Genomic DNA, 17,076 nt, shown 5'->3' with positions numbered 1-17,076 from the left:
TCTTTACGGCGCTGAATATATGACTAACTGGTAAGTTAGTTGCAGCGTCCCGATGAGCGAACCCGCCCGCCAGCAAAAGCCGAAATGGCGCCGCCGCGCCGAGAGCCGGCCGGACGAGATTCTCGATGCGGCGCTCACTATTTTCGAGCGGGACGGATTTGACGCCGCGCGGGTCGAAGACATCGCCAAGGCGGCCAATCTCTCGAAAGCCGGCGTTTATCTTTATTTCGAGACCAAGGATGCGATCCTGCGCGGCCTCATCGAGCGCGAGGTGGCGCCGGTTGCGCGTAATTTTCGCGCCATGGCCGAAGCCGGCGTCGAAGACCCTGTGGCCTCCTTACGCATGATCGTCGCCGGCTTCACCGAACTCGCAGGCGACAAGCGCAAATTCGCCGTGCCGCGTCTCGTTTTGTCTGTGGCGAGCCGGTATCCGGACCTTGCCGTTTATTATCGTGAAAATGTGGTGGAGCAGGGGCTCGGCGCCGTGAAAGGGCTTGTGGCGGCGGGGATGGAGCAAGGCGTCTTTCGCCCCTGCGACCCGGGCGCCGCCGCGCGCGCGCTTCTCGGGCCGATCTTCATTCACGGGTTTTACACCCATTTTCTGCATGGTGATCCGGGCCCCCTAGGGGCCGCAGAGCGCGTTGAGGCGCATACGGATATTTTACTGAACGGATTGATGGCGCCGCAATGAGAACCATCGCTTTCATATGCGCCGTTCTTATGGCGGCGGGCTGTTCCGATCAATCCGCCGACCGTCTCAGCGGTTATATTGAAGCGGAAACGCTTTACATGGCGCCGCAGGAAGCGGGCGTCATCGGCGGGATTCTCGTCAAGGAAGGCGATCAGGTCAGCAAGGGCGATGTCCTCTTCCGGATGAAGGCAGACAGGGTTTCCTATCAGGTCGAACAGGCGTCCGCGGCGGCGAAATCGGCGAAAAAGCGCGTCGATGAGACGGGCGCCCTTGCGAAAGCGGTGAATGAAGCGAAAGCCGATCTCGACCGCGTCGCCCTCGACTTCGCCCGCACGCAAAAACTCTACAAGGAAGGTTTTGTCGCCAAGGTGAAACTCGACAATGAATACGCGGCGCTGACGGCGGCGGAAGCCCGGCTCGAACGCGCCCGCGCCGAACGCGATGCGGCGCGAGAGGATTATCAGTCGGTCGAGGCGCAGGCCGGTCTCGCCAAACAGCGCCTAAACGATCTCGCTGTGACCGCGCCGAAAGCCGGAACCATTGAACGGATTTACCGGCGCGAAGGCGAAGTCGCCGCTGCGGGCGACCCGGTTGCGGCGCTCCTGCCGCCGGACAATGTGAAGCTGCGTTTTTACGCGCCGGAGGCCATGCTTTCGGCTTTCCAGCCGGGCCAGGAAATCAGTTTCAATTGCGACGGCTGCGCTGAAGCTGGACGGGCGCGCATCACCTATGTGGCGAGCGAGCCGCAATTCACCCCGCCGGTGATCTATAGTCTTGAGGAGCGCGACAAGCTTGTCTTTCTCATCGAGGCGCGGCCGCTCAATCCGGAAGGGCTTCGGCCGGGCCTGCCGGTCGATATCGCAACGCCGTGAACGGCGAACCCGTCATCGATGTGCGCGGCCTGACCAAAAGGTTCGGAGACAAGACGGTTGTCGATCATTTCGATTTGAAAGTGCCGCGCGGCTCGATCTACGGGTTTCTGGGGCCCAATGGCTCCGGCAAGACCACGACCATCCGCATGGTGTGCGGGCTTTTAAAGCCCGATGAAGGCGAGGGGACTTGTCTTGGCCATGACGTTCTTCATGAGAGCGTGAAGATCAAGAGCAAGGTCGGCTACATGACCCAGCGCTTTTCGCTTTATGAAGATTTGAGCATCCGCGAAAATCTCGAATTCTTCTCCCGGCTTTACGGGCTCGACAATCTGCGCCGGCGCGTCAATGAATCGATTGAATCGCTGGGCCTTAAAGGGCGCGCCGGTCAGCTTGCGGGCGAGCTTTCCGGCGGCTGGAAGCAGCGTCTCGCGCTCGCCGTCTGCATGATCCACAATCCGAAACTCCTGCTGCTGGATGAGCCGACCGCCGGCGTCGATCCGAAAGCGCGGCGCGACTTCTGGGACACGATCCGGCTTTACGCGAGCCAGGGCGTGACGACGCTGGTGTCGACCCACTACATGGACGAGGCGGTGCAGTGCGATCGCATCGCCTATATCGCTTACGGCAAAAAACTGCTCGACGCGCCCACGGCGGAAATTCCGGGCCGGCTCGGGCTGCACGCCTTCAAGCTCGACAATGGCGATCTCGACAAATTGTCGTCGATCCTGAAAGGCGCGCCGGGGGTCGACATTCTCGCGCGCTTCGGCGCCTCGATTCATGTCTGCGGCAAAGATCGCGACAAACTCGCCGCCGCCGTCGACCGGGTGCGGGACATGGAAGGCGTACGGATCAAAGAAATCGAGGCGGGCCTCGAAGAGGCCTTCATCTATCTGATGGCCGAGAGCGACGATAATTTCAGTGCGGAAGACGCCGCATGATCTCTTTTTCGCGCATCGCCGCCGTGTTCATCAAGGAATTGGTGCAGATGCGCCGGGACCGGCCGACTTTCGCGATCATGATCATGGTGCCGGTGATGCAGCTGGCGCTTTTCGGCTTCGCCATCAACACCGATCCGCGCCATTTGCCCGCGGCGGTGGAGCTGCGCGACGAAGGCCCCCTGACGCGCAGCTTTCTCGCTTCCCTCAAACAGTCGACCTATGTCGAAATCACCGACATCGTTCACGGCGAGGCGCAAGGCGAGGAGCTCTTGCGATCCGGCAAGGTGAATTTTCTCATTGTCATTCCGGAAAATTTCGAAAGCGACTTCGTGCGCGGCGAACGGCCGGAAATTCTCGTCGCCGCCGACGCTTCCGACCCTGTCGCGGCGTCCGGCGTCATCGGCGCGGTGGGCGAAATCGCCCGGCGCGCTTTCGCGCCGGAGCTCGACCGTCTGCCGTCAAAGCTTCGCGGCGGCGCGCCGCCTTATAACGTCGTCGTTCACCGCCAATATAATCCGGAAGGCGTGACCGCCTTCAACATCGTGCCCGGCCTTCTCGGCGTCATTTTGACCATGACCATGACGATGATCACGTCGATTGCGCTTACCCGCGAGCGCGAGCGCGGCACCTATGAAGCGCTGCTGTCGTCGCCGGTCAGGCCGCTCGAAATCATGGTCGGCAAGACGACGCCTTATATTCTTGTGGGCGCGATCCAGACGGGGATCATTCTTCTCGCCGCGCGCTATGTCTTCGACATCCCGTTTACGGGAAACATGGCGGCGTTCGTTCTGGTCCTGTCGATATTCATTTTCACCAATCTGATGCTCGGTTATCTGATCTCCACCGTGGCTCGGACGCAGATGCAGGCCATGCAAATGACGTTTTTCGTCTTTCTGCCCTCGATCCTCTTATCCGGTTTCATGTTTCCGTTTCGCGCCATGCCCGCCTGGGCGCGCGCCATCGGCGAAGCGCTCCCGAACACGCATTTCCTGCGCATGGTCAGGGAGATCATGTTGAAAGGGGCGAGTTTCGCCGACATTCAGGGCGATCTCGGGCCGCTTCTTCTGATTTTATTTGTGCTTGCGGGGATTGCGCTTCTGCGCTTTCAGCGCACGCTCGATTAAGTCTGCATCAAGAGAAGGTTCAGGCTTTGAGCGCGCCCGTTTCCGGGTCGACGCCGGCCTTTTCGAGCGCGTCGGCGAGGGGGCGCAGATAGTCCGCATAAGCCTCCGCCTTGCCGCGTCTGACCGAAACGGCCTCGCGCGCCTGCACCGCCGAAAACGTCGCGACCGGGCGTTCGGCTTTCTGGAAATCGGCCATCGCCTGGCTCCAGGGAAGACCGATACGCTCGGCGAGCGCGGGGGCCGCGTTTTCGAAATCGCCGGCGAAGTCCTCATACTGCACGGTGACGACGCGGCCCGGATAGGCCTTGTCCCAGTGATCCATCAGCCGCGCGTAATAGCCGTAGAAATGGCCGATATCTTCCAGCCGGTTCGCGAAAGGCCAGAACTTTGAAAACTCGTGCCGAAAGATCGACAGGCCGGTTTCGAGCGGGTTGCGCCGGATGTGAATGATCGGCGCGCCGGGGAACAGCCGGTCGATGAGGCCGACTGCCTCGAAATTGAGCGGGTTCTTGTCGGTGAGCCAGCCAGCCCCTTCAGGATCGGGCAGCTCCGCATAATAGCTTTCGATCCATTTAGGATTGACCGGCCCTGTCGCGGCGACGTCTTTTCCTTCCGCGCGCGAAAGATAGTTGTTGAGCAGGTGCTGCATGTCAGGACGTTCGCCGCCGGCGAAAACGTCCCGGTGCGCCGACAGAAGGCTTTCGATCAGCGTCGTGCCCGAGCGCGGCATGCCGACAATGAAGATCGGCCGCGGCCGGCGGTCTTCATCGGCTCTGTGTTCCACCGGGCCGGAAAACAATTTTTTCAGCGTTTCCTCGCGCGCCGTAACGGCGTCGCGGCGATAGCGGATGCCGGAATCTTCGCTCTGGGAGAGGGCGATGTCATTGGCGTGCTGGTATATTTTGAAGGCGTGCGCCCTGTCGCCTTCAGCGTCGAGCGCATGGCCGAGAGCGTAGGCGGCGGCCGCCCGGTCCTCTGCATGCTGCGCTTTGTCCCAGGCGAGCTCGCTTAAGGTTTTCTTTTCGGCCTCGCTCATGCGCCCGCCGGTGAGGCGGCTGAGTTGCGTATAGGCGCCGGCGAAGGACGGGTTCGCCGCAAGACAGCGCCGGCAATAGGTTTCGGCGTCCTCGAAGCGGCCTTCATAAGTGAGGAGCAAGCCCTTCGCCGCCAGCATCTCGGCGTGATTGGCGTCGAGCGATTCCGCTTCGCCAAGCGCGGCGCGGGCTTCATCGAACTCCAGCGCAGAAAGGCAGATCCGCCCATAAGCGGCGAGCCTGTCGGCGTCGCGCCCAGACAGGTCCATCGCCTTGCGGAAGGCGGCGACGGCTTCCCGGTATCGCCCCCGCTCATAGGCGGCCTGCGACAGCGCCCGCCAGGCTGGGGCGCTTTGCGGCGCGCGCTCCGTCCATTCGCGCGACAGGGCGGCGAGCGTTTCGATGTCGCCGAGCGCGCCGAGAACGAAGCTGTAAAGTTCGAGATAGTTTTCGTCGCGCGGCCCGTATTGCGCCGCTTCTTCCAGAACCTGGCGCGCTGCCTTGAAATTGCGGTAGCCCGCATGGGCGCGGGCGAATTTCATCATCAGGGGATAAGAGCCGGGCGCCCGCCGCAACGCTTCGAGATAGGCGTCGGTTGCGGCGCCGGGCTTGCCTTTGCGGACGCAAAGATCGCCGAGCTTTTCCCAGATGCGGGGCAATTCGGGATCGAGTTCGAGCAGCGCCTCGATCTCTTCCAGCGCCGGGTCTGTCTGCCCCGTCTGCTCCAGCCATTCGAGCCGGTTGAGGCGAAACCCGGCTTCCTTCGGCTCGGCCTTAACCGCTTTTTCGAGATAGGGCCCGGCTTCGTCGAAGCGGTGCAAATGCGTAAGGGCGAGGCCTACAAGGCTGTTGACCTCGGCGTCTTCCGGCGCGGCCTCGAGGGCGGCGCGGTAGCCTTTCAGCGCGTCTTCGAAACGCCCCGCCTGGTGGGCGGCGGCGGCGGCGTCAATCGTCTGTGCGAGCGTGTTTTCGGTCATGTCTCTTTCGCGGCTGGAAGACTCAGGACTTCGCCAGCCACTCTTCCAGCCAGTGAATGTGGTAATCGCCCTTCTGGAAATCCGGGTCGTCGACGAGATCCATGAAGAGCGGCACGGTGGTTTCGACGCCGACGAAGACCATCTCCGAGAGCGCCCGGCGAAGACGCGCAATGCAATGCGCGCGGTCGTCGCCGTAAACGATCAGCTTGCCGATCATGGAGTCGTAATAAGGCGGGATCTTGTAGCCCGTATAGACAGCCGAATCGAAACGCACGCCGGGCCCGCCTGCGGCGTGGAACTGCGTGATCTCGCCGGGCGAGGGGCGGAAGGTCTTGGGATTTTCCGCATTCACGCGGCATTCGATGGCGTGGCCTTTGAAGACCACGTCTTCCTGTTTCATGCTGAGCTTGTTCCCGGCGGCGACAAGGATCTGTTCGCGCACGAGATCGGTGCGGGTCACCTGTTCGGTGATCGGATGTTCGACCTGCAGGCGGGTGTTCATTTCGATGAAATAGAACTCGCCGTTCTCATACAGGAACTCGATGGTGCCGGCGCCGAGATAGCCGATCTTTTCAATCGCCTTCCTGACCGTCTCGCCGATTTTGGCCCGCTCTTTGTCGTCGAGCGCCGGCGACAGGGCCTCCTCCAGCACTTTCTGGTTCCGGCGCTGCAAGGAGCAGTCGCGCTCGCCGAGCTGGACCACATTGCCATGGCTGTCGGCGATGATCTGCAGTTCGATATGGCGGGGAAATTCGAGATATTTTTCGAGATAGACCGCGTCGTCGCCGAAGGCGGCCTTGGCTTCGGTCTTGGCGGTGGAAAGCGCCTCGGCGAGGTCGGCGGGCGTTTTTGCGAGCTTCATGCCGCGCCCGCCGCCGCCGGCGGCGGCTTTCACCAGCACCGGATAGCCGATTTCCTCGGCGGCTTCCTGCGCCTGTTCGTAGGAAAGTAGGGCGCCTTCGGAGCCCGGCACCAGCGGGATGCCCGCCTGGCCGACCGCTTCCTTGGCGGCGATCTTGTCGCCCATGACGCGGATATGCTCCGCATCCGGACCGATAAACGTGATATTGTGCGCTTTTACAATCTCGGCGAAGCGCGCATTTTCGGAAAGAAAACCGTAGCCCGGGTGGATGGCGTCGGCTTCGGTGATTTCCGCGGCGGAAATGATCGCCGGAATGTTCAGATAGCTGTCCTTCGGCGCCGGCGGGCCGATGCACACGCTTTCATCGGCAAGGCGCACATGCATGGCGTTTTCATCGGCGGTCGAATGCACCGCAACAGTGGAAATGCCGAGCTCCTTGCACGCCCGGTGAATGCGAAGGGCGATTTCACCGCGATTGGCGATCAGGACCTTGTTGAACATTTCTATCCGTCTATTCCGCTTATTCGATGATGATGAGCGGTTCGTCGAATTCGACCGGCTGCGCGTCGGAAACGAGAACCTTCACAACCTTGCCGGCATGCGGCGCGGCGATGGGGTTCATGGTCTTCATCGCCTCGACGATCATCACCGTCTGGCCTTCCGTTACTTGCGCGCCTTCGCGCACGAACGGGTCGGCGCCGGGCGAAGGGGAAAGATAGGCCGTGCCCACCATGGGCGATTTCACTGCATTCGGATGAGACTCGGCCGCAGCAGGCGCGGCGGGCTGAGCCGTTGCTTGCGGCGCGGGCGCCGGCGGGGGGGCGGCGAAAGCCGCGGCGCCGCCCTGGCGCGAGACGCGCAGACGCGTGTCGTCTTTCTCGATTTCGATTTCAGTAAGGCCGGTTTCTTCGAGGATCCCCGCGAGCTCGCGAATCCACGCGGCCTCCGCGCCATGATCCTTCTGGTCTTTTTTATCGGACATTGAGTTCCCGCTTCTTCAAATGCAACGCGCCGCGCCAAATCCCTGAGGGGCGGTCTTCAAGAGCCCGCGCGGCTTTCGATTAGGCTTTTAAGGGCTTCGAGGGCGAAACGATAGCCCGCCGCGCCAAAGCCCATCATCACGCCGTCGACAGCCGGCGCCGTCATGGATTGCCGCCGAAAGGCTTCGCGGGCGTGAATATTGGACAGGTGCAGCTCGATCTTCGGAAGCTTCGCCGCCGAGAGGGCGTCGAACAGGGCGACCGATGTGTGGGTGTAGGCCCCCGGGTTGATGATCAGGCCCGCCCCCTTGGCGGCGGCCTCCTGAACCCAGTCGATCAGGGCGCCCTCCGCATTGGACTGGCGGAATTCCACCGAAAAGCCCAGTTCCCGGCCTCTCGCCTTGGTCGCCGTTTCGATGTCGGCGAGGGTCGTTTTCCCGTAGATTTCGGGCTCACGGGCGCCCAGAAGGTTGAGATTCGGCCCGTTGAGGACATAGATGGTCTTCGAAGCCATGGGTTTTCCGCCGTTTTCCCTCTGTTCTTCCTTGCGGGGCCGCGCGCGCCTTTCTACATCTGCGCCCGTCAAGGCGCGAAGGCTCCGGGTTTAGTCCCGGGCCCGCGCCCAGGCAATAGACCGAAGAGATTGAATTTTCATGGATATTACCGTGAATGGCGAAGAAAAGAGGTTTGAGGCCCCGTTAACGGTGGCCGGGCTTCTCGACGCGCTCGAGCTGGCGCCCCGGAAAATCGCCGTGGAGCGCAATCTCGAGATCGTGCCGAAATCGCTCTTTACGCAAACCGCGCTCGCCGACGGCGACCGCATCGAAATCGTCCAGTTCGTCGGCGGCGGATAAGGGCGGAAGGTTGATCAATGTCTGACATACTGGAAGTGGCGGGACGCAAGCTGAATTCCCGCCTCATCATCGGCACCGGCAAATACGAGACCTATGAACAGAACGCCAAGGCGGCCGAGGCCGCCGGCGCGGAGATGGTGACGGTCGCGGTGCGCCGGGTGAATCTTACCGACAAGGACAAGCCCTTGCTGGTCGATTATCTCGACCCGGAGAAATATCTCTATCTGCCGAACACCGCCGGCTGCTTCACCGCCGAGGACGCGATCCGCACCTTGCGGCTGGCGCGCGAGGCGGGCGGCTGGGAGCTCGTGAAGCTCGAAGTCCTTTCCGACCAGAAGACGCTTTATCCCGACATGGAGGAGACGCTGCGCGCCGCGAAGCTGCTCATCAAGGAGGGCTTCGACGTCATGGTCTACTGCTCCGACGATCCGGTCTATGCGAGGAAGCTCGAAGATGCGGGCTGCTGCGCGATCATGCCTCTGGGCTCGCTCATCGGCTCGGGGCTCGGGATCATGAACCCGGTGAACATCCGCCTCATAGTCGAACAGTCCTCCGTGCCCGTCATTGTCGACGCAGGCGTCGGCACGGCCTCGGACGCGGCGTCCGCGATGGAGCTCGGCTGCGACGGTGTTTTGATGAACACGGCGATTGCGGAAGCCAAGGACCCGATCCTGATGGCGAGCGCCATGAAGCACGCCGTCATTGCAGGGCGCGAGGCTTATCTCGCCGGCCGCATGCCGAAGAAGCGCTATGCCGATCCGTCTTCCCCTCTTGCCGGTTTGATATAAGATCAGGCCGATTCAGGAAGCGGGGAGGGAGAAGGCGTGGCGTCTACGGATGAGGTTTTCAGGCCTGCGGCTTATGCGCGGTTCGCCGGTTTTAATTACCTGCTGATTTTCGTCCTCGCGATTTTCGCGAATTTTTTCGTTCTCTCCAAGCTAATCGTCAGCGGCGACCCGGCGGCGACGGCGGCCAACATTGCCGCTCAGGAAGACCTCTTCCGGATCGCTATCGCTTGTTTTTTCGTCGTTCTCATTTGCGATGTGTTCATCGCCTGGGCGCTTTATCTTTTGTTGAAGAAAGTCGACCCGCATCTCTCCCTGCTCGCGGCGCTGTTTCGTCTCACTTATACGGTTGCGCAGATCGGGGTCGTTCTCAATCTCGTCAGCGCATTGCGTATCGCCGATGCAGCCGGATCCTTTGGCGCGCTGGCGCAGGAGCCGTGGCCGTATTTCTTTCTCGCCGAACATAACGCCGGGTTCACGCTGACGCTGATCTTTTTCGGCGTCCATCTCGCGCTTCTCGGCTATCTGATTGTCAGGTCTTCTTTCCTGCCGTCGCTGATCGGCGTTCTGGTGATGATCGCCGGCGCCGGTTATGTCATTGACGGCTTCAGCGAGATTCTCGGCTTCGATTACGCCGGCATTCCCAATGCAGGGCTCTTCATCGTCATCCTGCCCGCGCTTATCGGCGAGGGCGTGCTGATGCTCTGGCTGTTGATCCGGGGCGTCGACACGCAAAAATGGCGTGCGGCCGACGCTTAAAGTTTCGGCGGTCTGGCGGGGCTCAATCAGCTTCGGCTTTTTGGCTTAAGACGCGGCGTCCGCCTGTCATTTATGCTATAAGACACGATAGAACAAAAAACCGGCTGAGGCCGTCCGCGACGGTTTCAGCCTGACCAGGGACGGGCGCCGCGCTAATGTTCGATAATCTCAGTGCGTTTCGCATTCTTATTCTTGCGATTGTTTGTTTGCCTTTTATGTGCGGCGCGTCCCGCGCGGAAGACGGTTACGATCTTTGGCTGCGCTATCCGGCGATGGAGCGCGGCGAAGCGCGCCAGTATAAAGCTGCGGCAAAGCGGATCGTCGTTCCGGCCGCGCAAAGCGAAACGCTTGAGCTTGCGGTCAGGGAACTTGAGCGCGGGCTTGCCGGCATGCTGGACGCGGCGCCGTCGGTTGCGAGCGACGCCAAACGCGGCGGCAATCTGTGGCTCGTATCGGGCGACGCCGCGCTGCCGCAGGGCGCCGGAATCGACATGGCTGCGCTCGGACCTGAAGGCTACGCCATTCGCAGCGTCGATGGCGGAACGGTGATCGCCGCCAATTCCGATATCGGCGTTTTATACGGCGCGTTTCATTTCCTTCGTCTGATGCAGACCCGCGAAAACGTGACGGGCCTCGACATCACCGAAATTCCATCCGTAGACGTCCGCATCATCAATCACTGGGACAATCTCGACCGCACGGTGGAGCGCGGTTATTCCGGCGCGTCTATCTGGGATTGGCATAAGCTGCCCGATTATCTCGATCCGCGTTACGAAGATTACGCCCGCGCGCTGGCGTCGATCGGGATCAATGGCGTGTCGCTCACCAATGTGAACGCCGACGCCATGGCGTTGACGCCGGCCTATCTTGAAAAAGCGGCGGCGCTCGCCGGCGTCTTCCGGCCTTACGGCGTCAAGATTTACCAGACCGCCCGTTTCTCCGCGCCCATGGAGATCGGCGGCCTCGATACGGCCGACCCGCTGGACCCAGAGGTGCGCGCCTGGTGGAAAGCGAAAGCTGACGAGATTTATGAGTTGATCCCCGATTTCGGCGGTTTTCTCGTCAAAGCCAATTCCGAAGGCCAGCCGGGCCCGCAGGATTACGGCCGCAATCACGCCGACGGCGCCAATATGCTGGCCGATGCGCTCGCGCCCCATGGCGGGATCGTGATGTGGCGCGCCTTCGTTTATTCCGAACACAACCCCGAAGACCGCGCCAAGCAGGCCTATGCGCAATTCGTTCCGCTCGACGGCAAGTTCAGGGACAATGTGCTGGTTCAGGTCAAGAATGGCCCCATCGACTTTCAGCCGCGCGAGCCGTTCCACCCGATGTTCGGCGCGATGCCCAAAACGCCGCTGATGATGGAGTTCCAGATCACCAAGGAATATCTCGGCTTCGCGACGCATCTCGTCTATCTCGGCGCCTATTACGAAGAGGTGCTGAGCGCAGATACTTATGCGCAAGGCGAGGGCTCGACGGTCGCGAAGATCGTCGACGGCAGTCTGCAGGATATCGAGCTTACCGGCGTCGCGGGCGTCGGCAATGCCGGATCGGACCGCAACTGGTCGGGCTCTCATTTCGATCAGGCCAACTGGTACGCCTTCGGGCGCCTCGCCTGGGACCTGGATGCGGACAGCAAAGATATCGCGGAAGACTGGGCGCGCATGACGTTCGCCAATGACGACGCCTTTGTCCGGCCGGTCGTCGCGATGATGATGGAGAGCCGTGAAGCGGTCGTGGACTACATGACGCCTTTGGGCTTAACGCACCTCATGGCGACGGGGCATCATTACGGGCCGGGCCCATGGGTCTGCGATCTCGCGCGGCCTGAATGGAACCCCTGCTATTATCACAAAGCGGATGAAGAGGGGATCGGTTTCGACCGCACCGCGAGCGGCTCCAACGCCGTCGCGCAATATGAAGCGCCGCTTGCGGAGATTTACGGCGATGTGGAGACGACGCCTGAAAACCTTCTTTTATGGTTCCATCATCTGCCGTGGGATTACGAGATGAAGTCAGGCCGCACGCTTTGGGACGAGCTGGTTATGCGGTACACGGAAGGCGTGGCCGAGGTCCATGAGATGCGGGAGACATGGGAAGGCCTTGAGGGCTATATCGACCAGGAGCGCTACGATCAGATTGTCGCATTTCTCAAGATACAGGAAAAGGAAGCGCAGTGGTGGCGCGACGCCTCGATCGCTTATTTTCAGTCCGTTTCCGGACGGCCGCTGCCGGACGGCGTTGCGCCGCCGCCGCACGATCTTGACTATTACAAGGCGATTTCGCACCCCTACGCGCCGGGACATTAGAGACGTGCGTCGCTCGCGGCGCACAGGCGCGTCTTGCTAGACAATCTTGTCCAGCGCGGCTTCGAGCCGCGCTACAGCGCCATCCACATCCGTCAGCTTGTCGAGGCCGAAAAGGCCGATGCGAAAGGTCGAAAAGCTTTCCGGTTCGTCGCATTGCAGCGGCACGCCGGCGGCGATCTGCAGGCCTTGTGCGGCGAATTTCAACCCGTTTTTGATCTCGGGGTCGCTCGTATAGGAAACGACGACGCCCGGCGCCTCGAAGCCTTCCGCCGCGACGGATGGAAAGCCGCGCGAGGTTAAGAGCGCGCGCGTTTTCCGGCCCAGCTCCCATTGCGCCTCGCGCATCGCCTCGTAACCGTTTTCCTTGGTTTCAAGAACCGCATTCAAAAAGCCGCGCAGGGCGTCGGTGGGCATGGTGGCGTGATAGGCGTGGCCGCCTTTTTCGTAAGCCTCCATGATCTCGAGCCATTTGCCGAGATCGCATGCGAAGCTCGTCGATGTCGACGCCTTCACTCTTTCGCGGCCGCGGTCGCTCATCATCACGATCCCGGCGCAAGGCGACGCGCTCCATCCCTTCTGCGGCGCGCTGATCAGGAAGTCGACGCCGGCGTCTTTCATATCGGCCCAGACGCAGCCCGACGCGATGCAGTCGAGGACGAACACCGCGCCCGCCTCATGCGCCGCTTCGCCAAGCTTTTTCAGATAATCATCTGGCAGGATCATGCCCGAGGATGTCTCCACATGCGGGGCGAAAACGACATCGGGTTTTTCGGCGGCGATGCGCGCGACAACGTCGTCGATGGGCGCGGGCGCGAAGGGCGCGTCCGGGGCGTTCGCCATCCGCCGCGCCTTCATCACGATGGTCTCGTCGGCGATCTTCCCGGCGTCCAATATCTGCGTCCAGCGGAAAGAGAACCAGCCGTTCCTGACGACCAGCACTTTCTTGTCCGTTGCGATTTGTCGCGCGACCGCCTCCATGGCGTAGGTGCCGCCGCCGGGCACGAGCGCCGCTGCGTCGGCGTTGTAAACGCCCTTCAGTTCGGCGCTTAGCGTGCGCATCACCTTCTGAAAAGCCGCCGACATGTGGTTCAAGGAGCGGTCCGTATAAACGACGGAATATTCAAGCAGGCCGTCGGGATCGACGTCGGAGCGTAAGGCGGGCATGCGCTTATCCTTTTTAGCGTCTCGGCGATGAGAGGTGACCGTTTGTCGAGACTTTTCCGGCGTTTGTAAATGCCGCCATTGCGCCCGACAGCGTTGCGCCGGCCATATTTCAAGGCGCGTGCTTAATCGAAGTTAAGATGCGCCGCCGCGCGACCGTGTTATATTTAAAACAAGGACTGGGCGCAGAATGCGAAAAGGGAGAAACATTATGAATAAGACAATGCTTGTGCTTATCGCCGGCGCCAGCGCGCTGGCCGTCGCCGCCAGCGCTTACGCCAATTACCGCGACACGAAGGGCGGCGACTGGGAAACCAGAATGTCCGCCCATTTCGAGCAAATGGACGCCAATGGCGACGGCAATGTGGACCATGACGAGTTCATCGCTTTTCAGGCGAAAATGAACGAGCAACGCTGGCAATGGTTTTCTTCTGAGGCGGGCGACGACGGCGTCGTTTCGCTGGAGGAGGCCAAGGCCCATCACGGCGCCATGATGAAAGGCGGGAAGGGCATGGGTTCCGGGATGGGCCCCGGAATGGGCATGGGGCCGAATTGCGACGGCTCAGGGCCGCATGGCAAAATGGGCCCGATGATGCAGGACGATGATTCCGATGAGGAATAAGCCCCGTTCCAGCTCTTGAAGAAGACCCGGCCCGGCGGACCGCTATCCGCCGGGTTTTTGACGAAAAAACCCTCTTTCCGCCCCTTGAGATGGCGGTTTTCGGCCCCCATCTTGACCTAGAACAAGGCGTCGCCGCGAACGGGACGCTATTATCCTTTTGACGCTCAAACCGAGGTCGAGATGCAATTTGAAAACTATACGGACCGCGCCCGCGGTCTCATTCAGGCCGCTCAAACCATCGCCCTGCGCGAAGGCCACCAGCAATTCACCCCCGAACACATTCTGAAAGCGCTGCTTGACGATCAGGAAGGGCTCGCCGCGAATCTCATCAACGCCGCCGGCGGCCAGCCGGACAAGGCGCTCCAATTAACGGATGAGGCGCTGGGCAAACTGCCGCAGGTCGAGGGCGGAAACGGCCAGATTTATATGGCTTCGCCCACCGCCAAGGTCTTCGCGACGGCCGAGGAGATCGGCAAGAAGGCGGGCGACAAATTCGTCACCGCCGAGCGCCTGTTGACCGCGCTCGCCGTCGAGGCCGATGCGGGCACGTCGAAAATCCTGAAGGAAGCAGGCGTCACCGCGACCAAACTCAACGAAGCGATCAACGACATCCGCAAGGGCCGCACCGCCGACACCGCATCCGCAGAACAGGCTTACGACGCGCTCAAACGCTACGCCCGCGACCTCACCGAAGCGGCGCGTGAAGGCAAGCTCGATCCGGTCATCGGCCGCGATGAGGAAATTCGCCGCACCATGCAGGTGCTCTCGCGCCGGACCAAGAACAATCCCGTCCTGATCGGCGAGCCCGGCGTCGGCAAGACCGCCATCGCCGAAGGGCTGGCGCTCAGGATCATCAATGGCGACGTGCCCGAAAGCCTCGCCGACAAATCCCTTCTGGCGCTCGATATGGGCGCGCTCATCGCCGGCGCGAAATATCGCGGCGAGTTCGAAGAGCGCCTGAAAGCCGTCTTGCAGGAAGTGACCGCCGCCGCCGGCAAGATCATTCTCTTCATCGACGAGATGCACACGCTTGTAGGCGCGGGCAAATCCGACGGCGCCATGGACGCCTCGAACCTCTTAAAACCGGCGCTCGCCCGCGGCGAATTGCATTGCATCGGCGCGACGACGCTCAATGAATACAAGAAATATGTCGAGAAAGACGCGGCGCTTGCCCGGCGTTTCCAGGCGGTGTTCGTGGACGAGCCGACGGTCGAGGACACAATCTCGATCTTGCGCGGCCTGAAGGAAAAATACGAACTCCACCACGGGGTGCGGATTTCCGACAGCGCCATCGTCGCCGCCGCGACCCTGTCGAACCGTTACATCACCGACCGCTTCCTGCCCGACAAGGCCATCGACCTTGTGGACGAGGCGGCCTCGCGGTTGCGCATGGCCGTCGACTCCAAGCCGGAAGCGCTGGACGAGCTCGACCGGCGCATTATCCAGATGAAGATCGAGCGTGAAGCGCTGAAAAAGGAAACCGACAGCGCCTCGCAAGACCGGCTCGAAAAGCTTGAAAAAGAGCTTTCCGAACTGGAGCAGAAATCGGCCGACCTCACCGCCCGCTGGAAGGCGGAAAAGGACAGTCTCGCTTCGGCGACCAAGGTCAAGGAAACCCTCGACCACGCCCGCCAGCAACTGGCGGACGCCGAGCGCAAAGGCGATCTCGCCCGCGCTTCGGAGCTGAAATACGGCGAAATCCCTGCGCTCGAAAAGCAGCTTGCGGCGAGCGAAGAAAAGGAAGAAGAGGCCGACCAGTCGAAAGCGCTAGTGCATGAGGTGGTCGATCCGGAAAACATCGCCGCCGTCGTCTCGCGCTGGACCGGCGTTCCCGTCGACAAGATGCTCGAAGGCGAACGCGAAAAGCTGCTCACGATGGAAGAGAATCTCGGCCAGCGCGTCGTCGGCCAGCGCGAAGCGGTGGAAGCCGTGTCCGCCGCCGTGCGCCGCGCCCGGGCGGGCCTTAAAGACCCGAACCGGCCCATGGGCTCGTTCCTGTTTCTCGGCCCCACCGGCGTCGGCAAGACCGAGCTCACAAAAGCGCTCGCCGAATTCCTGTTCGACGACGAGACCGCGATTGCGCGCATCGACATGTCGGAATTCATGGAGAAGCATTCGGTGGCCCGTCTCATCGGCGCCCCGCCGGGCTATGTCGGCTATGAAGAGGGCGGCGTTCTTACTGAACGCGTGCGCCGGCGGCCTTATCAGGTCGTTCTCTTCGACGAGATCGAAAAAGCGCACCCTGATGTCTTCAACGTCTTGCTTCAGGTGCTTGACGACGGCCGCCTGACCGACGGTCAGGGTCATACGGTCGACTTCAAGAACACGCTGATCATCATGACGTCCAATCTCGGCGCGGAATATCTCGCCAACCAGCCGGAAGGCGAGGATAGCGATGCGGTGCGCCCGCAGGTGATGGAGGCGGTGCGGGCGAGCTTCCGGCCGGAATTCCTGAACCGTCTCGACGAGATCATCCTGTTCCACCGCCTGTCGCGCGGCAACATGGACGCGATTGTCGATATTCAGGTCGCGCGTCTGCAAACGCTTCTGGCGGATCGCAAGATCACCCTGGAGCTCGACGAGAAGGCGCGTCACTGGCTCGGCGACAATGGCTACGATCCGGTCTATGGCGCGCGTCCGTTGAAACGCGTGCTCCAGAAACGGCTTCAGGATCCGCTGGCGGAAAAGATTCTCGCCGGCGACGTCACGGACGGCGAAACCCTCAATATCTCCGCCGATGACGAGGGGCTGACCATCAACGGCAAACCCGCCGGCGGCCGGGACTCGTTCTCGCTCAGCAGCGGGTCAGGGCCGGAGGCGCCGGCGCCAGGCGCGCTCCTCAACTAAAGGATGGCCCATGACGGACAAAAAGCCGACATGGAAACCGGATGACGATGAGGATTTAAAAGACCTCATTCGCGCCACCATCAAAAGCGCGGGATCGGCCGATCCCGCGCAACTGCCCTCGAAACTGCGCGAGCAGATTAAGGGCCGCGTTAAGGGCGATGTCGATATCGACGCCTATGTGAAAAAAGTGCTCGCGGAAGAGCGGAAAAAATAGAGCGGTCTGCCCGCAATCATTGCGGTCCTTGTTGCCGTTCATCCCGG

General features: G+C 61.5%; 16 protein-coding genes. 11 read left to right on the top strand and 5 right to left on the bottom strand.

Annotated elements, in window-relative coordinates; all coding sequences use genetic code 11:
* Window positions 1–52: 52 nt before the first annotated feature.
* From CW354_RS03485 to CW354_RS03470, 4 genes are read left to right on the top strand one after another with little or no spacing between them, the layout of a single operon-like run.
* Window positions 53–691: a TetR/AcrR family transcriptional regulator gene (locus CW354_RS03485; RefSeq protein WP_104828664.1), complete on the top strand. Its 639-nt coding sequence runs from the start codon at window positions 53–55 to the stop codon at window positions 689–691.
* Window positions 688–1,563, top strand: a complete 876-nt coding sequence (locus tag CW354_RS03480; protein ID WP_104828663.1) for an HlyD family secretion protein — start codon at window positions 688–690, stop codon at window positions 1,561–1,563. The genes CW354_RS03485 and CW354_RS03480 overlap by 4 nt, the downstream gene beginning before the upstream one ends.
* Window positions 1,560–2,501 (top strand): ABC transporter ATP-binding protein, encoded by a 942-nt coding sequence (locus CW354_RS03475; RefSeq protein WP_104828662.1) that lies wholly within the window; start codon window positions 1,560–1,562, stop codon window positions 2,499–2,501. Before CW354_RS03480 ends, CW354_RS03475 begins: the two co-directional genes overlap by 4 nt.
* Complete coding sequence (locus CW354_RS03470; protein ID WP_104828661.1) at window positions 2,498–3,625, top strand: ABC transporter permease; 1,128 nt, start codon at window positions 2,498–2,500, stop codon at window positions 3,623–3,625. The genes CW354_RS03475 and CW354_RS03470 overlap by 4 nt, the downstream gene beginning before the upstream one ends.
* A 19-nt stretch (window positions 3,626–3,644) precedes the next feature.
* Here the strand turns inward: CW354_RS03470 and CW354_RS03465 are convergent, their stop codons facing one another.
* The 4 genes from CW354_RS03465 to aroQ are packed head-to-tail and all read right to left on the bottom strand — an operon-like array spanning window position 3,645 to window position 7,992.
* On the bottom strand, window positions 3,645–5,636 hold the full coding sequence (locus tag CW354_RS03465; protein WP_104828660.1) for a tetratricopeptide repeat-containing sulfotransferase family protein: 1,992 nt from the start codon (window positions 5,634–5,636) through the stop codon (window positions 3,645–3,647).
* Window positions 5,637–5,658: 22 nt separating this feature from the next.
* Window positions 5,659–6,999 carry an acetyl-CoA carboxylase biotin carboxylase subunit gene (accC, locus tag CW354_RS03460; protein WP_104828659.1) on the bottom strand — a complete coding sequence of 447 codons (1,341 nt, stop codon included), beginning with the start codon at window positions 6,997–6,999 and terminating at the stop codon, window positions 5,659–5,661.
* 19 nt (window positions 7,000–7,018) lie between these two features.
* On the bottom strand, window positions 7,019–7,480 hold the full coding sequence (gene accB / locus CW354_RS03455; RefSeq protein ID WP_104828658.1) for an acetyl-CoA carboxylase biotin carboxyl carrier protein: 462 nt from the start codon (window positions 7,478–7,480) through the stop codon (window positions 7,019–7,021).
* A 56-nt stretch (window positions 7,481–7,536) separates the two neighbouring features.
* Entirely contained in the window at window positions 7,537–7,992 is a 456-nt protein-coding gene (gene aroQ, locus CW354_RS03450; RefSeq protein ID WP_104828657.1) for a type II 3-dehydroquinate dehydratase, read from the bottom strand.
* 139 nt (window positions 7,993–8,131) lie between these two features.
* On the opposite strand from aroQ, the gene thiS reads away from it, so the two are divergent.
* From thiS to CW354_RS03430, 4 genes are all read left to right on the top strand, one after another.
* Window positions 8,132–8,332 (top strand): sulfur carrier protein ThiS, encoded by a 201-nt coding sequence (gene thiS, locus CW354_RS03445; protein ID WP_104828656.1) that lies wholly within the window; start codon window positions 8,132–8,134, stop codon window positions 8,330–8,332.
* 17 nt (window positions 8,333–8,349) lie between these two features.
* A complete protein-coding gene (locus tag CW354_RS03440) occupies window positions 8,350–9,120 on the top strand; it encodes a thiazole synthase (protein WP_104828655.1) in 771 nt (256 codons plus the stop codon).
* 36 nt (window positions 9,121–9,156) lie between these two features.
* Window positions 9,157–9,876 carry a DUF4386 domain-containing protein gene (locus CW354_RS03435; protein ID WP_104828654.1) on the top strand — a complete coding sequence of 240 codons (720 nt, stop codon included), beginning with the start codon at window positions 9,157–9,159 and terminating at the stop codon, window positions 9,874–9,876.
* 155 nt (window positions 9,877–10,031) lie between these two features.
* A complete protein-coding gene (locus CW354_RS03430) occupies window positions 10,032–12,185 on the top strand; it encodes an alpha-glucuronidase family glycosyl hydrolase (protein ID WP_104828653.1) in 2,154 nt (717 codons plus the stop codon).
* A gap of 36 nt (window positions 12,186–12,221) precedes the next feature.
* On the opposite strand, the gene CW354_RS03425 is transcribed toward CW354_RS03430, so the two are convergent.
* Window positions 12,222–13,349 carry an aminotransferase class V-fold PLP-dependent enzyme gene (locus CW354_RS03425; protein ID WP_104828652.1) on the bottom strand — a complete coding sequence of 376 codons (1,128 nt, stop codon included), beginning with the start codon at window positions 13,347–13,349 and terminating at the stop codon, window positions 12,222–12,224.
* 208 nt (window positions 13,350–13,557) lie between these two features.
* Here CW354_RS03425 and CW354_RS03420 point away from each other — a divergent pair, with 208 nt between their 5' ends.
* The 3 genes from CW354_RS03420 (at window position 13,558) to CW354_RS03410 (ending at window position 17,029) form a co-directional block, all read left to right on the top strand.
* The gene (locus tag CW354_RS03420) at window positions 13,558–13,968 is read left to right on the top strand and encodes an EF-hand domain-containing protein (protein WP_165793500.1); all 411 of its coding nucleotides are present in this window, start codon (window positions 13,558–13,560) and stop codon (window positions 13,966–13,968) included.
* Between the two features lie 180 nt (window positions 13,969–14,148).
* Entirely contained in the window at window positions 14,149–16,815 is a 2,667-nt protein-coding gene (clpB, locus tag CW354_RS03415) for an ATP-dependent chaperone ClpB (protein ID WP_104828650.1), read from the top strand.
* A 10-nt stretch (window positions 16,816–16,825) separates the two neighbouring features.
* A complete protein-coding gene (locus CW354_RS03410; protein WP_104828649.1) occupies window positions 16,826–17,029 on the top strand; it encodes a hypothetical protein in 204 nt (67 codons plus the stop codon).
* Window positions 17,030–17,076: the final 47 nt, after the last annotated feature.

The organism is Hyphococcus luteus (assembly GCF_002943565.1).
GTDB lineage: Bacteria > Pseudomonadota > Alphaproteobacteria > Caulobacterales > Parvularculaceae > Hyphococcus > Hyphococcus luteus.
The sequence above is the reverse complement of the archived record's forward strand: the minus strand, read 5'-3'. Positions and strand labels throughout refer to the sequence as shown.

Bases quoted from the DNA above. Each gene is read 5' to 3' on its own strand.
- accB (WP_104828658.1), bottom strand. From the start codon at position 7,480: ATGTCCGATAAAAAAGACCAGAAGGATCATGGCGCGGAGGCCGCGTGG.
- accC (WP_104828659.1), bottom strand. From the start codon at position 6,999: ATGTTCAACAAGGTCCTGATCGCCAATCGCGGTGAAATCGCCCTTCGC.
- CW354_RS03420 (WP_165793500.1), top strand. From the start codon at position 13,558: ATGAATAAGACAATGCTTGTGCTTATCGCCGGCGCCAGCGCGCTGGCC.
- aroQ (WP_104828657.1), bottom strand. From the start codon at position 7,992: ATGGCTTCGAAGACCATCTATGTCCTCAACGGGCCGAATCTCAACCTT.
- CW354_RS03470 (WP_104828661.1), top strand. From the start codon at position 2,498: ATGATCTCTTTTTCGCGCATCGCCGCCGTGTTCATCAAGGAATTGGTG.
- CW354_RS03465 (WP_104828660.1), bottom strand. From the start codon at position 5,636: ATGACCGAAAACACGCTCGCACAGACGATTGACGCCGCCGCCGCCGCC.
- thiS (WP_104828656.1), top strand. From the start codon at position 8,132: ATGGATATTACCGTGAATGGCGAAGAAAAGAGGTTTGAGGCCCCGTTA.
- CW354_RS03430 (WP_104828653.1), top strand. From the start codon at position 10,032: ATGTTCGATAATCTCAGTGCGTTTCGCATTCTTATTCTTGCGATTGTT.
- clpB (WP_104828650.1), top strand. From the start codon at position 14,149: ATGCAATTTGAAAACTATACGGACCGCGCCCGCGGTCTCATTCAGGCC.
- CW354_RS03480 (WP_104828663.1), top strand. From the start codon at position 688: ATGAGAACCATCGCTTTCATATGCGCCGTTCTTATGGCGGCGGGCTGT.
- CW354_RS03425 (WP_104828652.1), bottom strand. From the start codon at position 13,349: ATGCCCGCCTTACGCTCCGACGTCGATCCCGACGGCCTGCTTGAATAT.
- CW354_RS03485 (WP_104828664.1), top strand. From the start codon at position 53: ATGAGCGAACCCGCCCGCCAGCAAAAGCCGAAATGGCGCCGCCGCGCC.
- CW354_RS03440 (WP_104828655.1), top strand. From the start codon at position 8,350: ATGTCTGACATACTGGAAGTGGCGGGACGCAAGCTGAATTCCCGCCTC.
- CW354_RS03410 (WP_104828649.1), top strand. From the start codon at position 16,826: ATGACGGACAAAAAGCCGACATGGAAACCGGATGACGATGAGGATTTA.